The sequence below is a fragment of the Paenibacillus rigui genome, assembly GCF_002234615.1.
In the GTDB taxonomy this organism is placed as follows: domain Bacteria; phylum Bacillota; class Bacilli; order Paenibacillales; family NBRC-103111; genus Paenibacillus_S; species Paenibacillus_S rigui.
Genome location: NZ_NMQW01000017.1, coordinates 247536 through 261969, shown reverse-complemented (window position 1 = coordinate 261969; position 14434 = coordinate 247536). Strand labels below are relative to the sequence as shown.

The 14434-nt window shown below is 50.6% G+C and carries 13 protein-coding genes and 1 other annotated feature; of the genes, 5 read left to right on the top strand and 8 right to left on the bottom strand.

Annotated elements, in window-relative coordinates; genetic code table 11:
* Positions 1–60: 60 nt before the first annotated feature.
* The 7 genes from mtnB to CF651_RS12390 all read right to left on the bottom strand — a co-directional run bounded on the left by mtnB (position 61) and on the right by CF651_RS12390 (position 7648).
* The gene (mtnB, locus tag CF651_RS12420; RefSeq protein WP_094015165.1) at positions 61–702 is read right to left on the bottom strand and encodes a methylthioribulose 1-phosphate dehydratase; all 642 of its coding nucleotides are present in this window, start codon (positions 700–702) and stop codon (positions 61–63) included.
* Positions 699–1373, bottom strand: a complete 675-nt coding sequence (locus CF651_RS12415; RefSeq protein WP_094015164.1) for a 2-hydroxy-3-keto-5-methylthiopentenyl-1-phosphate phosphatase — start codon at positions 1371–1373, stop codon at positions 699–701. Before CF651_RS12415 ends, mtnB begins: the two co-directional genes overlap by 4 nt.
* Entirely contained in the window at positions 1370–2683 is a 1314-nt protein-coding gene (locus CF651_RS12410; protein ID WP_094015163.1) for a 2,3-diketo-5-methylthiopentyl-1-phosphate enolase, read from the bottom strand. Before CF651_RS12410 ends, CF651_RS12415 begins: the two co-directional genes overlap by 4 nt.
* 36 nt (positions 2684–2719) lie before the next feature.
* The gene (gene proC / locus CF651_RS12405) at positions 2720–3586 is read right to left on the bottom strand and encodes a pyrroline-5-carboxylate reductase (protein WP_094015162.1); all 867 of its coding nucleotides are present in this window, start codon (positions 3584–3586) and stop codon (positions 2720–2722) included.
* 57 nt (positions 3587–3643) lie between these two features.
* Positions 3644–4918, bottom strand: coding sequence for a glutamate-5-semialdehyde dehydrogenase (locus tag CF651_RS12400; protein WP_094015161.1), 1275 nt, complete (start codon positions 4916–4918; stop codon positions 3644–3646).
* A 62-nt stretch (positions 4919–4980) separates the two neighbouring features.
* A complete protein-coding gene (gene proB / locus CF651_RS12395) occupies positions 4981–6096 on the bottom strand; it encodes a glutamate 5-kinase (protein WP_094015160.1) in 1116 nt (371 codons plus the stop codon).
* A 63-nt stretch (positions 6097–6159) separates the two neighbouring features.
* Positions 6160–6384, bottom strand: a binding site (T-box leader).
* 70 nt (positions 6385–6454) lie between these two features.
* Positions 6455–7648 (bottom strand): pyridoxal phosphate-dependent aminotransferase, encoded by a 1194-nt coding sequence (locus tag CF651_RS12390; RefSeq protein WP_094015159.1) that lies wholly within the window; start codon positions 7646–7648, stop codon positions 6455–6457.
* A 290-nt stretch (positions 7649–7938) separates the two neighbouring features.
* Here CF651_RS12390 and CF651_RS12385 point away from each other — a divergent pair, with 290 nt between their 5' ends.
* Positions 7939–8736: a carbon-nitrogen family hydrolase gene (locus tag CF651_RS12385; RefSeq protein ID WP_094015390.1), complete on the top strand. Its 798-nt coding sequence runs from the start codon at positions 7939–7941 to the stop codon at positions 8734–8736.
* Positions 8737–8848: 112 nt separating this feature from the next.
* Here CF651_RS12385 and CF651_RS12380 read toward each other — a convergent pair whose 3' ends face one another.
* Positions 8849–9793: a LysR family transcriptional regulator gene (locus CF651_RS12380; protein WP_094015158.1), complete on the bottom strand. Its 945-nt coding sequence runs from the start codon at positions 9791–9793 to the stop codon at positions 8849–8851.
* Positions 9794–9991: 198 nt separating this feature from the next.
* Here CF651_RS12380 and leuC point away from each other — a divergent pair, with 198 nt between their 5' ends.
* From leuC to CF651_RS12360, 4 genes are all read left to right on the top strand, one after another.
* Positions 9992–11410, top strand: a complete 1419-nt coding sequence (gene leuC, locus CF651_RS12375; protein WP_094015157.1) for a 3-isopropylmalate dehydratase large subunit — start codon at positions 9992–9994, stop codon at positions 11408–11410.
* Between the two features lie 32 nt (positions 11411–11442).
* Complete coding sequence (leuD, locus tag CF651_RS12370) at positions 11443–12048, top strand: 3-isopropylmalate dehydratase small subunit (RefSeq protein ID WP_094015156.1); 606 nt, start codon at positions 11443–11445, stop codon at positions 12046–12048.
* A 221-nt stretch (positions 12049–12269) separates the two neighbouring features.
* Positions 12270–12839 (top strand): sugar O-acetyltransferase, encoded by a 570-nt coding sequence (locus CF651_RS12365; protein WP_094015155.1) that lies wholly within the window; start codon positions 12270–12272, stop codon positions 12837–12839.
* A gap of 280 nt (positions 12840–13119) precedes the next feature.
* Positions 13120–14430 (top strand): extracellular solute-binding protein, encoded by a 1311-nt coding sequence (locus tag CF651_RS12360; protein WP_094015154.1) that lies wholly within the window; start codon positions 13120–13122, stop codon positions 14428–14430.
* The last annotated feature ends 4 nt before the right edge of the window (positions 14431–14434 follow it).

The window sequence follows — 14434 nt, the reverse complement described above, 5'->3', positions numbered from 1 at the left end:
TGGAAAAAGGCAGCTGAACCTGATGGGGTCCGGCTGCCTTCTTTTGGTGAAAGTCATACGTTATTTTTTTAACATTTCCAGGCGGTACACATACTCGAATAAAAATTCAAACGCTTCAAGATTGCGCTTCGCTTCAAAAGCGTTGGCTCCCCAGGCATAAATGCCATGCTTGCGCAGCATGATTCCTGGTACACGAGGTACAATCGCGCCTTCAACAAGCTCGGCTATGCGAGGAATGTCCGCGTAGTTGGGCAGGATCGGGATCTCAATCTGCGCTTCTTCATCCCAAATGTTGAATGCTTTGATCAGCTCAACACCATCGACAGGAATAGATTTACGCTCCCAGAACAGCTCGGACACCAGGTTGTTAAACACGGTGTGCACATGAAAAATAGCGCCGCAGCCCGTTGCTTTGTAAATCTCGCAATGGATCAGCGTCTCAGCGGACGGCTTTAATCCCGTTGCATCGGTAGGCTGGCCTTTCTCATTGACAAGGAGAAAATCCGAAGGAGTATTGACAGATTTATCTTTTCCGCTTGCTGTAATGGCGAACGTAAATTGCTCTGGGGCAAAATCACCTACACGAATGGAGAGATTGCCGCTGGTTGCCGGAAACCAGTTCCGGGCGGCCAGGATAGTTTTAATTTCGCGCAGCTCGGTAAAAGCCTGCTGCTTTTCTTCTAAACGAAGGGTGCTGCTCACCTTGCTTTCATCTCCTCTAACCGTTGAATAATATCGTGAAAATCATTGAATGGATAATAAGGCAAATGCAATTCCTCGCACAGGTCAATCAAGTGGGAACGGGCGAATACCGTGTCGACCAGCTTGGCCCCTTCAAAATCGGTAACACTGTCGCCAATCAGAATACGCTCATACTGCTCCGGGCTGTAGCTGCGAATAATCGTTGTTTTGCACATGCCGCAGCGTCCGTGTGTATCGCAATGGTCGTCGCAGGAATGCGGCCACAGGATTTCAATATGAGAACCGCTAAAATCACTACCGTTGCAGTAAATGTTCTCCTTAGGAATCGGAAATTCGGACAACACCGGATACACGAAGAAATCAATGCCGCCGCTTGTCACGAGAAACCGGACATTGTGCTGCTTGCAGTATTCCAGTAACTCGGCAAAGCCGGCCCGGATGGTTACATTGCTGATCGCGTAGTCAATCACTTCCTGCTTACGGGATGTCGGCAGAAGAGCGAACATGCTTCCTACGCCTTCACGGATCGAAATTTGCTTCGAAATGACTTGTTCGACCAGCACATCCCATCCCGGCGGTTGAAAATGCTTCATGATAGCTACGATGTTATCGTTGACCGTGATGGTTCCGTCAAAATCGCAAAAAATGATTTGCTGCCGCTGCGTACTCATTCCTTGATCCCCCAGGCCTCGATTGCCGCCTTAAGCTCCGGATGACGCTCGGCATAGGTTCTTAAGGACTCTCCTGCAAGACAAGCGTCGATCGCTTGACGGAACGCTTGTCCGCCCGCAATCGTGCCCATCGGGTGACCATGGATACCGCCGCCTGCATTTACAACCACTTGATCGCCGAAATCGCGGAGGATCAACGGTACAAGACCCGGATGAATCCCTGCGGAAGGTACGGGGAAGCTTGTTTTGAGCTTCAGCTCGGCAGCGTCACGCTGTTCGGCAGCATCTACTAGTGCACCAGCAGCTTGGAGCCGCGCCGTGCTCACCGTATAGTCGGAAGCCTTCTCCGTCAGCAGGACTTCTTTAATGGCCATATTCTCTTCTCTTGGCATCACAACGGAACCATAAGGAGAAGGGAACAGGCTAAGGTCAGCGCCGGCCAAGCGCAGCAGCTTGCCTAGCAATACGTTAGCGGAGATTCCGTGATGCGGGGATGGATAAAAGGCCCCTGCAAGCGCCGGATGCGCCATAATCGGTACTTTCACATCGGGATGACGGCTTAACTCGCTAAGAACGTCAAAGCCGTAAGCCAGCACGTTGAACAACAAAGCATTCGCTCCGGCATCTATAGCTTTACGGGCCTGATCCAGCAAGCTGAAGGTCGGTCCGGTCAAATTAACGGCATACAACAGCTTTTGGCCTGTTTCCTGCTCGGCTTGCGCAGCTGCCTGCATGCAAATCTCCACGCGTTTCTCGATAGGAGTCAGCGGATTCTCGAATAATATTTCGTCGTCCTTAATTAGATCGACGCCGCCTCTGGCTTGCAAATAAAATTGCTCACGCAAGGTGGAGAGATCATGTCCGATAACGGATTTGAAAATGCTCATCAGCAGAGGGCGATCCTGCACACCGAGGAGGCTGCGAACGCCCTGGATGCCGAACTTCGGACCCGGGAAGGCGGATAAGAAGCTGTCCGAGAAGGAGAGGTCAATCAGCTTGATGCGCCCGTCCATGGACAGCTTGCCGAATACCGTTACGAGCAGCGCCGGAATGTCGCGGCTGAAATTGGCGTCCGGATAAGCAATCTGAATATCGGCGTACCGGTCCGATGCAGGGGCACCAGATGCCGGTTCATGCTCCTGAACATCCAGAACAATGCCTAAGTGGCGCTGCATTTCCGCTTTCTTGGCTTCGGGCAAATCGGTCCAGCTGCCAACTGTCAAGCCTACGGCGATCCCCCGGGCTTTTTTGGTGAAATCTGCTTTTTCGTCAAAGCAGCGATAGGTTGCTACACAATATGAATTTAACAATCGTTACACCTACTTTAAATTAAATATGTGAATGGGTTATTTGGTTTCTACGGCAGCTGCCTGGGAGCTGATGGCATTTCCCAGTTCACCTGCGCGCTCAGCACAACGCAAAACTGCTTTCGTTACGCCTGTAGAAAACTGATGGGCATCCATCGTCTCCAAAGCGGCTTGGGTCGTCCCGTTAGGGGAGGTGACCTTGCGGCGAAGCTCGGCCGGGTTCTCGCCGGTCAGCTGGACCATTCTGGCTGCGCCAAGCACGGTTTGAACAGTCAGCTCTTTGGCTGCTTCAGGGGACAAGCCCCCTTGAATTCCGCCTTCGATCATGGCTTCCATCATGTAATAAATATAAGCCGGACCGCTGCCGGACACGCCTGTAACGATGTCCAGCTTCGCTTCTTCCACGACGGAGACAATCCCGGTAGAAGCGAACATGTCGATAGCCAACTGCTGCTGTTCGGTCGAGACCGAAGAGGAGAAGCTGATGCCGGTAGCGCCAAGTCCGATCGAGCTGGACGTATTCGGCATCGTTCGGGCGATAGGCTGCCCGGAGGTACCGAGAATCGTTTCCATTGTTGCCATGGAAAGACCGGCAATGACGGAGACGAGCAGCTGGGAGGGCTTCAACAAGGAAGCCAGGGACCGAAGGCCTTCGATCGCGTCCTTCGGTTTAAAAGCGACAACGACGATATCGGCTTCGGAGATCGCACGGTTTTTACTTGCCGTATCGGCAGCATAGCTGACCCCGTAGCTTTCTTGCAATGCGATCAACCGAGCCGTATCTTGACGGTTGATCACGGTAATCCGTGAAGCATCGCTATCCTTCTGGGAAGCAAGGCCGCGAACAATGGCTTCCGCCATGGAGCCGGCACCGACAAATGTAATAGAGGCTGTAGATAATGACATATTGGAAAATCTCCTTTGTATTGAACTCAAACAAATCAATGTTTTGAAATTCGATCGTTAACCGCGAATTTGTCCGCTGCCGCTGACAAGATATTTGGTTGAAGTCAGTGCAGGCAGACCCATTGGACCGCGGGCGTGCAGCTTTTGGGTGCTGATGCCGATTTCCGCACCGAAGCCGAATTCGAAGCCGTCGGTGAAGCGGGTGGAGGCATTATGGTATACGGCTGCAGCATCGACTTCCTGAAGGAAGCGGGCCGCATGCTCCGCGTTTTCCGTTACAATGCATTCGGAGTGCATGGTTCCGTGCTGGCGGATGTGCTCAATAGCTTCATCCAGTCCTTGAACGACCCGGATATTGAGAATGTAGTCATTGTATTCGGTATCCCAGTCTTCGGCGCTTGCCAGCTTCATGGAAGGTACGAGCTCAACCGAGGTTGTGCAGCCGCGAAGCTCCACCTTCAGCGCTTCAAAATGGTTGGCAACCGCCGCCAAATGCTGCTTCGCGAAGGACTCATGCACAAGCAGGGTTTCCATCGAGTTGCAGACGGAAGGACGCTGTACCTTGGCATTCGTTGCAATGTTCAGTGCCATATCGTATTGTGCCGATTCGTCCATATAAGTATGACAAATGCCGGCTCCCGTTTCAATGACGGGGACGGTTGCGTTTTTGACGACATTTTGAATAAGGGAATGTCCGCCTCTTGGAATCAAGACGTCGAGCAGGCCGTTCAGCTTCAGCATTTCATCGACAGAGGAGCGGTTAGGATCGAGGATGAGCTGAATCGCATCGGCAGGAACCTCGGAGCGTCCAAGCGCTTCGTGCAGCACCTCAACAATTCGTTTGTTGGAGTACAATGCCGCCGAGCCGCCGCGCAGTACGACAGCGTTGCCGGTTTTGAGACACAAGCCTGCCGCATCCACCGTCACGTTCGGGCGTGCTTCGTAAATGATGCCGATGACCCCAAGAGGTACACGGATTTTGCGAATGTGCAGCCCGTTAGGCCGGCTAAACTGCTCCAGCATATCTCCGATCGGATCCGGCAGATCTATCACTTGGCGAAGGCCTTCTGCGATGCCGGCAATCCGATCTTCATTTAGCGCGATGCGGTCAAGCAGCGATGAGCTTGTTCCATTTTCCTGGCCCCGGCGCAAATCTTCTGCGTTAGCTTCGATAATCGATGCGCTTTCGGCTACCAAAGCATCGGCCATGAGCAGCAAAGCTTTATTTTTTTGCTCGGTGGAGAGCATGCCCAAGCGGGGAGCGGCTTGCTTGGCCAGCGTAGCCTTTTGTACGACCTCGCTTGCAGTTGAAGTTTGGATAGATGATGTCATAGGGAGTTCCTCCTCTTGTTTGCTATGTTTATTCGACACTTGATCTTCTCTCAGCTTCTTCGTTAAAGCCTGGCGGCCAGCGTGATCCATTCATCACGGTGAATCACTTCGATCCGATGGATTTCGATCCGCTTCTGTACTTCTTCCGTACTGAGACCTGCGACGGCCTGCAGCTGCCAGCTTGTATAATTGACGATGCCGCGGCCGATGGGCTGCCGGTCTGCATTGACGACCTCAACCACATCTCCCGGGTGGAAATCGCCGGTGATTTCCTTCACCCCGGCCGGGAGCAAGCTTTTTCCTCCGCTGATGAGAGCGGCCTCGGCGCCTGAATCAACGGTAATTTGCCCTTGCGGCAAGGAATGAAAGCCGAGCCATTGCTTTTTCATCGGCAGGTTATGCTCGAACGTTTCGAAGTACGTTCCTTTGCCGCAATCCTCGACCGCCAAGGTTAAGTCCCCGTCCTCGACGACCCGGCCGATGAACACCGGTACGCCCCCGCGCATAGCAATACTGGCCGCTTCGATCTTGGAGCGCATGCCCCCGGTGCCTACGGAGGAACCGGAGCCGCCGGCGATCCGGTATATTTCCTCACCGATTTCCCGCACACGCTCAATCCGTTGGGCATTTGCATTTTTCCGCGGGTCTTCGGTATATAAACCGTCCGTATCCGTCAAAATGATGAGCTGCTTGGCACGCACCAGATTGGCGACCAACGCCGAGAGCTTATCGTTGTCGCCGAACTTCAGTTCATCAACAGAGACGGTATCGTTCTCGTTAATGATCGGAATGATGCGGTGACGGAGCAGCTCATCGATCGTCATGGAAGCGTTATGGACCCGCTTGCGGTTGGAGAAGTCGGAGCGGGTCAGCAAAATTTGCGCGACTCCGATGTGATGTGCGGCAAAGGCTTCGTGGTACGCCTGCATCAACAGCGCTTGCCCGACGGAAGCGGACGCTTGCTTTTCATGCAAATTTTTGGGGCGGCTTACATAGCCCATCTCCCGAAAGCCTGCTGCGACAGCGCCGGAAGTAACCAGCAGCACTTGAAAGCCTTGGCGCTGAAGTTTTGCGAGCTCTGACGCGAAAAAGGCGATCTGTCTTCGATTCAGCCCCCCCTCATCGGAGGTCAGGGAACTGCTTCCTATTTTGACAACGATGGTTTGCTGCGTTTGCATGAATCGATCACTTCTTTCTTTTGACTGCGTAAAGTATTGAAAAAACACAAAAAGCCCCCGTCCTCTAAGGACGAAAGCTTTACCTTCCGCGGTACCACCTTAATTGATGTTATATACAACATCCAACTTTATACAAGCCTTAAGTAACAGCAAGGCATAAGCCGTCCAACTCTTCGTTGGCCGTTCCGGGGCGGGTTCGGAAGCTGTTCGCGGTAAATTCTTTCAGCCGGTGGAATTTACTCTCTGGACACGTCAAAGGCAACCTACTAATCCCATCATCACGTTTGGGTTCATTTCAACTATTTCCTCTAAGCATAGCACGGCGTGAAGCAGTTTGTAAAGGTTCGGGCATCACGTGTCAAGCGAATAGATTCAGCTTGGCGATCCGTTCGACCGCTTCCTGCAAACGCGCTTCCGGTGTCAGAAGACCAAGCCGGACATAGCCTTCACCGCTATCCCCAAAGCCGATGCCCGGAGCGACGACAATTTTGGCTTCCTCCAGCAATAGATCGGCAAGCGAAGCGGAGGTGTGTCCTTTTGGTACGGGCAGCCAGGTGAAGAACGAGCCCTGGGAGCGGCTGGCTTTCCAGCCAATGCTATCGAGCGCCGTATATAACGCATCCCGCCGTCCCTGATACATAGCAAGAAGATCCGTAACGCAATCTTGGGGTCCAGTCAATGCGGCGGCCGCGGCGGCTTGAATGCCTCCGAACAAGCTGCAGTAGTAATGATCCTGGATCAGGTTGATCATCCGAACCACTTCTTTATTCCCCAACGCAAAGCCAACGCGCCAGCCGGCCATATTATAGGTCTTGGACAGCGTGTAGAACTCGATGCCCACTTCCTTAGCTCCCGGCAGCTGCAGGAAGCTGATCGGCTTATGGCCGTCAAATCCAAGGGCGCCGTATGCGAAGTCGCTTGCAACAACGATGCCGTGTTTTTCCGCGAAAGAGATCGTTTCTTCGTAAAAGGAAGCAGGTGCCGCGGCCCCTGTAGGGTTGTTTGGATAATTAATGAACATGAGCTTCGCCTTGTTCAAATCGTCGGCGGCAAGCGCACTGTAGTCCGGCAAAAAGCCGTTGGACTCCCGCAGCGGCATAAAGGCCATGCGCGCACCGGACAGAGCGACACCGGACCAATAATCCGGATACCCTGGATCCGGAACCAGGCAAACATCCCCTGGGTTCAGAAGGCATTGGGCGATTTCGACAAGTCCTGTTTTACCGCCGAACAGGATGGCTACCTCGGTTTCCGGATCCAGATCTACATTATAGTCCTCCTTGTAGCGCTGCGCGACGGCTTGCTTCAAGAACAGGAAGCCATTAAAGGGCGGATAGCGGTGGTACAATGGATTTTCGGCGGCTTCCTGCAATGTTTTCACGATATGTGGCGGGGTCGGTTGATCGGGATTGCCCTGACCCAGGTTGATAACGTCATGGCCTGCTGCAATTTGTTGATTCGCTTTGGCAACAAGCGTTGCGAAAAACTGCGTGGGCAGCCCCTTCATACGCTCGGCTGGCTGGATGGGAAAGGCGGAAACTCGGGAACTCATCTATAGTCACTCTCCATATGTTTTCGTTAGTGTGGCCGACAACGCGGGCTAGCATTAATGTAACACGAAATACAAGCAGATGTATAGGAGTACTCTGCTTATTTGCTTTTCTTTGATTGAAATGAATAGTAAAATGATAAAAGAAGCAGTTTCACATGTCAACATAATGTTTCATTGAATGAAACATGTGAGTGAGAGAATAGGAGCGGGGCATTGAAGTTCAGGTCATGTTGGACTATGATAAATTTATTATAGAAGTATATATAGATGAGATAAAGGGTGAAAGCGGTATGTCAAGTCAAAAATGGAATGTAGCCTTACTGCAAATGGATATTGCCATCGGTGAGCCGGAACGCAATTTTGCAAAGCTGGAATCGTTGCTGGAGGAAGCTGTGAACCATACCGTCAAGCCCGACGTTATCGTCATTCCGGAGATGTGGAACACCGGCTATGCGCTGGACCAAATTCACGAGCTGGCCGACCGGAACGGAGAGCGGACCCAAGCATTGTTGTCGGCTTTCAGCGTGAAGCACGGCGTCAATATTATCGGAGGGTCTATCGCCGAGAAGAAGAGCGAGGACATCTTGAATACGATTTACGCGTTTGATCGGGAAGGCAAGGTCGTCGCGGACTATTCCAAAATCCATTTGTTTCGTCTCATGGACGAAGAAAAATATTTGAAAGAGGGAAGCCGTGTCGGACAATTCGAGCTGGACGGTGTTTCCGCCGGGATGATGATCTGCTACGATATCCGGTTTCCTGAGCTTGCCCGCAAGCTGGCTTTGGGAGGCGCACAGCTGTTGTTCGTGCCTGCGGAATGGCCGAACCCGAGATTGCATCACTGGCGTACACTGTTGATGGCGCGGGCAATCGAGAATCAGATGTTCGTTATTTCCTGCAACCGGGTTGGCATCAGCGGGACGACGGAATTTTTCGGGCACTCGATGGTGATAGATCCTTGGGGTGAGGTATTGGCCGAGGGCGACGGGACGGAACAAATCATTCGTGCCGAGATAGACTTAGGGCTGGTGGCTGAGGTACGGAGCCGGATCCCGATTTTTGAAGACCGAAGACCCACTTTGTACTAATAAAATGATGAAGCAGTTTAAAAGAAAGGGCAGCCGTGACCTGATGTGGTCGGCTGCCTTTTTCTTGTTGTGTGGTATGCTGGCGCAAAGTGGCGGGTTACGACGCTGCACTTCAGCTTCCTTCCGAGTCGTTCGGCCGCAGCTGTCGAACCTCCGTCTCCCATTGCATCTCCATGATTTCGCGGAAGGTGTTCATAAAAGCCTCCACTGCCTTCGACAGGTACCGTCCTTTGCGGTAAGCAATGACAAGGGTGCGGGTCGGCCTCTGCTTCAGCGAGAGGTAAGCGGGGGCCAGCTGGCTCCAGCCGCCGCGAGACACCATATGGGGTACGAACGCGATGCCCATGCCGGCGGCAACGAGCGATTGGACGGTTTCGATATTGCTGCTTTCGAACACGATATTCGGAGCAAAGCCGGCATGCTGGCACAGCTCAAGTGTAATTTGGCGGAAGCCTTGACCTTTTTTCAAAGCGATAAAAGGCTCATCCCTCAGGTCCTCGATGTCGATCTGACCGTGCTGCGACGCTTCGACCAGCCTGTGCTGACGCGGCAGCGCGAGCATGATTTCTTCCTCGATCAGCGGCTGATACGTGAGTGATTCGTCCAATAATGGGAGCGAAAGCAGGCTGATATCGATTTGACCATTAGCCGTAAAATGCTCCAGGTTGGCCGTTGTCTCCTCCATAAGCGTAATTTCGATCTCCGGGTAACGGGACTGGAACACCGGCAGTACAAAGGGCAGCACATGCGCCCCGGTAATCGGAAGGCTGCCGACAACGAGCTTGCCTTTGCGCATTTGGGAAATGTCATCCATCTCCCGCTTCAGCTGCTCGACCATGTCGAGAATCGCTTGAGCTTTATCCACGAAGAGCGAGCCTGCATGCGTGACCTCGACGGAGTTCGTTGTCCGCTGAAACAGCAGGACGCCGATTTCTTTTTCCAGCTTCGAAAGCTGCTGGCTTAAGCTCGGCTGGGCAATGTGAAGCTTCTCCGCGGCACGGGAGAAGTTTTTGTCTATGGCGATTTGCAGCGCGTATTGCAGCTGTCTAAGTTCCATTTTTTACGGCTCCGTTTCTATATGAATTTCAATCTGATATATGATAGAATCAAAAGGTCTAAGCAGCTTTGCAAATGTTCTTATTATATTTTCCTATTAAGCTTATAGATATTATATCTTGGAACAATGAATAAAGAAATGCTAGACTATGCACAAAGGATGAATTGATTATCATTCATGACTAATGAGGTGAATCTGATGGCAAAAACAATGTTCGAGAAAATTTGGAACAATCACGTAATTCATCAGGAAGCAGGCAAACCAAGCATCATTTATATCGACCTGCAGCTGGTGCACGAAGTTACGTCTCCACAAGCATTTGAAGGGCTTCGCTTGTCCGGCCGCAAAGTGCGCCGTCCGGATCTGACTTTTGCAACAATGGATCACAACGTTCCTACGAAAGACCGCTTCAACATCACGGATCCGATCTCCAAGCAGCAAATCGACACTCTGTCGCAAAACTGTAAAGATTTTGGCGTGACCCTGTTCGACCTGGACAGCATCGATCAAGGCGTTGTTCACGTTATGGGACCTGAGCTGGGCTTGACTCACCCTGGTAAAACGATCGTGTGCGGCGACAGCCATACTTCGACTCACGGTGCTTTCGGCGCGTTGGCGTTCGGTATCGGTACTTCCGAGGTGGAGCACGTTCTGGCTACTCAATGCTTGCAGCAATCCAAAGCGAAAACATTGGAAGTTCGCATCAATGGCAAGCTGAACCCGGGCGTAACGGCGAAAGACTTGATCTTGGGCGTTATCGCAAAATACGGCACAGACTTTGCAACCGGCTACGTTATCGAGTACACAGGCGAAGCTATCCGCAACCTGTCCATGGAAGAGCGCATGACGGTTTGTAACATGTCCATCGAAGCAGGTGCAAGAGCCGGCCTGATCGCTCCGGACGAAGTGACTTTCGAATACCTGCGCGGCCGTGAATACGTGCCACAAGGCGCTGCTTTTGACGAAGCGGTAGCTGCATGGAAACAACTGACTACAGATGAGGGCGCAGTATACGATCGCGTTGTTGATTTTGACGCTGACAGCCTGATTCCGCAAGTAACCTGGGGAACGAGCCCTGGTATGGGTACAGACGTTACGGCACTGGTACCGGATCCGCAAAGCTTCCCAACGGAGAACGAACGTAAAGCCGCTGAAAAAGCGATCGAATATATGGGTATTACACCAGGCACTCCAATGACGGATCTGGCTGTGGATTATGTATTTATCGGTTCCTGTACGAACGGACGGATCGAGGATCTTCGCGCGGCAGCAGCCGTAGCGCAAGGACACCAGGTTTCCTCTAACGTAACGGCAATCGTTGTACCAGGCTCTGGCCGCGTTAAAATTCAAGCGGAAAAAGAAGGCTTGGACAAAATCTTCACTGAAGCGGGCTTCGAATGGCGCGATGCAGGCTGCTCCATGTGCTTGGCGATGAATCCGGACGTATTGAAGCCGGGCCAACGCTGCGCATCCACTTCTAACCGTAACTTTGAAGGGCGTCAGGGACGTGATGGACGTACCCACTTGGTATCTCCGGCTATGGCCGCTGCTGCAGCAATCAAAGGACATTTCTATGATGTTCGCGATTGGGAATTCAAAGTGAAGCAAGAAGCTTAATTCAATCTTTTTTAAGTGAGGAGACTAACGACATGGAAGCTTTTAAAAAGCATACCGGCCTGGTAGGTCCGGTGGACCGCGTAAACGTAGATACAGATGCGATTATCCCAAAACAATTTTTGAAACGGATCGAGCGTTCCGGTTTCGGCCAATTCTTGTTCTTCGAATGGCGTTTTGACAAGCAAGGCGAGGTGATCAAGGAGTTTTCCCTGAACCAACCGCGTTACCAAGGCGCTTCCGTTCTGATTTCCCGTGCGAACTTCGGCTGCGGATCCTCCCGTGAGCACGCTCCTTGGGCGATTCAAGACTACGGCTTCAAAGTGATCATTGCTCCGTCTTATGCGGACATTTTCTACAACAACTGCTTCAAAAACGGCATCCTGCCGATCAAATTGAGCGAAGAGCAAGTCGAAGAGCTGTTCCAACGCACAACGAAGCAAGAAGGCTACCAATTGACCGTTGACCTGGAAAACAAAAAGATCACCGACGATCAAGGCCTGAGCATCGAATTTGAATTGGATGAGCACCGTCGTCAATTCTTGCTGCAAGGCTTGGATGACATCGGCTTGACGCTTCAGCATGCGGACAAAATCGCAGCTTACGAAGCGGCTCACCAAGCTCGCTTGGCTTATAAATAAGAAGATTTCACGAAAGCTGTCTGAGCGGTAACCTGCTCGGGCAGTTTTTTTATTTTCGCGTTAAAAGCCGGGAGAAGAAATGACTTCTGCGGTTTATGCATAGGATCTCTATAGGAAGAAGAGGGTCAAGATATGGAGGGACTATGCTTCGACTTCCATTTCCTGTATGGTATAGCTAAGGGAGCTGCAAAATTACTTGAGAGATGGAAAGGAGGATGGGAATGAATTTCAAAACTGAAAAAGAAAAAATGCTAGCTGGGGAGCTTTATCTTGCCTCAGACCCGCAGCTAACAAAAGATCGGGAGAACGCCAGAAAACAGACTCGTTTGTTTAATCAAACACTGGAAACAGAGCTTGATCAACGTACCGAGCTTCTTAAACAGCTTTTTGGTTCCACAGGTGAGAACCTCTATATCGAACCGACGTTCCGCTGCGATTATGGATACAATATCCATATCGGCAATCATTTTTATGCCAATTTCGACTGTGTTATCTTAGATGTGTGTGAAGTTCGTATCGGTGAATATTGCTTTATCGGACCCGGTGTACATATTTATACGGCTACACACCCCATAAATCCGTTTGAACGGGCCTCGGGGGCAGAATTCGGCAAGCCTGTTACGATTGGAAATAACGTTTGGATCGGAGGAAGGGCCGTTATTAACCCAGGCGTTACCATTGGCGATAATGTCGTTATAGCCTCTGGAGCCGTGGTGACAAAGGATGTGCCTGACAATGTCATCGTTGGGGGCAATCCTGCCAGAGTCATTAAAACCATCGAAATCAACTGAACCTTCGTTAAGCGCTGAAATAAGGGCAGCGGCTGGCTAAGTTGCGTTTGCCGGTGTCTCGAAACCTTGATAGAATATCGCAATGTCCATGAAGCGCAACCTCGATCCCTGGCAAATAATAAAATTGGTTATGACTGCGGTCTTCGAATGCCAGTCCTGTTAACCATGATTAATGAACCTAAAAATATGTCCATAAAAAAGTGAAAGAACTGATACCGATCAGTTCTTTTTTCTATTAAGATAGAGCTATCCATTCACGGAAGAGAAGGTGGGTTGAATAGTGAAGCCATTACCCCCAAAGAAAACAGTTCTTACCCTCATTGTTTTGTGTATTTTAATGACAGCTTGCAATAGTGAACCGCAAGGAAGCCAGTTCACCTCCCAGCCTATAAAGACTACAACCAAAATAACATTTTGGACACCATTTAGTGGAGGGGATGGCAGTTTTATGCGGGAGCTTGTAAACCAATATAATCAGGAAAATACCGAGCATGTTTTCGTAGAGCTAACGAACAATAATTCCGACGAGTATTACACGCGGCTTCCAACAGCAATTGTGACGGATGAAGCACCTGATGTTGCAATTATTCATGCTTCACGATTTGCTCAATATGTGCCAGCCGGTTTTCTTACAAATATCCAACAAGCAACTACGGAGGCAAATGTTAACTGGAATGACTATAATACAATGATTTTGAATAAAACGACCGTGAACGGAAGTCATTATGCGATTCCCTTAGACACCCATTTTGATGTGATGTATTACAACAAGAAGTGGATAAAACAAGCGGGGCTATTGCGTGAGGATGGAAGCTTAAACTTAGAGCCTGGTGAAGAGGGATTCATACAATTTCTAAGAACACTCCAGAAGCGTATTCCTTCAAATATCGCTCCATTGGCATTACCGAACACTCGATCGGATGCCTATTGGCTTTGGTGGTCATTTTATAACCAAATGAATGATGGTGGGCAGTTTTATGGGAATGAAGGGAATTCATTGAATATTAACAATGGACCTTCCTTGCGAGCGCTCAATTATGTCAATGAGCTATATACCAGCAAGTTGATACCACCGGATTTGTCCGATACTTTTTCAATCTTCCAAGCAGATAAAGCGGCCTTGTTAATATTGGGCGTATGGTCGACAGGCGCGCTTGAATCGGAATCGTCTTTGGATTTGGGAGTAGCACCGATCCCTCTTATTTATGACCATCCTGCTGTGTGGGGCGATTCCCATACAATGGCGTTTCCAGCGCATACGAAGTCCGACCCTGCTAAAGTTGTCGCGTCTATTAAATTTGCAGACTGGATTTCAAAACATGGCGATAGCTGGGCCAGAGCAGGACATATTCCCGGCAATCTGAGCGCGTTGAAGTCAAAAATGTTCACGGATCGACGCTTCTCCTCAATTTATACAAGTGAGGTAGATCATGTGACGTATTTTCCAGACCATCCCTTCCAAGGGAAAATTAATGATTTCATTTCTTCAGAAATAGCTAAAATGCTGCATCAGTCAGAATCACCTGAGGATGTGCTGCGAAATTCGCAAAATCAGATCACTAAACAGATTCAAGAACATTTTGGAGAATAGCACG

What these genes read in the sequence shown, in the direction of transcription:
- CF651_RS12415 (WP_094015164.1), bottom strand. Translation starts at nt 1,373, where the DNA reads ATGAGTACGCAGCGGCAGCAAATCATTTTTTGCGATTTTGACGGAACC.
- proC (WP_094015162.1), bottom strand. Translation starts at nt 3,586, where the DNA reads ATGTCATTATCTACAGCCTCTATTACATTTGTCGGTGCCGGCTCCATG.
- CF651_RS12400 (WP_094015161.1), bottom strand. Translation starts at nt 4,918, where the DNA reads ATGACATCATCTATCCAAACTTCAACTGCAAGCGAGGTCGTACAAAAG.
- proB (WP_094015160.1), bottom strand. Translation starts at nt 6,096, where the DNA reads ATGCAAACGCAGCAAACCATCGTTGTCAAAATAGGAAGCAGTTCCCTG.
- CF651_RS12390 (WP_094015159.1), bottom strand. Translation starts at nt 7,648, where the DNA reads ATGAGTTCCCGAGTTTCCGCCTTTCCCATCCAGCCAGCCGAGCGTATG.
- CF651_RS12385 (WP_094015390.1), top strand. Translation starts at nt 7,939, where the DNA reads ATGTCAAGTCAAAAATGGAATGTAGCCTTACTGCAAATGGATATTGCC.
- CF651_RS12380 (WP_094015158.1), bottom strand. Translation starts at nt 9,793, where the DNA reads ATGGAACTTAGACAGCTGCAATACGCGCTGCAAATCGCCATAGACAAA.
- leuC (WP_094015157.1), top strand. Translation starts at nt 9,992, where the DNA reads ATGGCAAAAACAATGTTCGAGAAAATTTGGAACAATCACGTAATTCAT.
- leuD (WP_094015156.1), top strand. Translation starts at nt 11,443, where the DNA reads ATGGAAGCTTTTAAAAAGCATACCGGCCTGGTAGGTCCGGTGGACCGC.
- CF651_RS12365 (WP_094015155.1), top strand. Translation starts at nt 12,270, where the DNA reads ATGAATTTCAAAACTGAAAAAGAAAAAATGCTAGCTGGGGAGCTTTAT.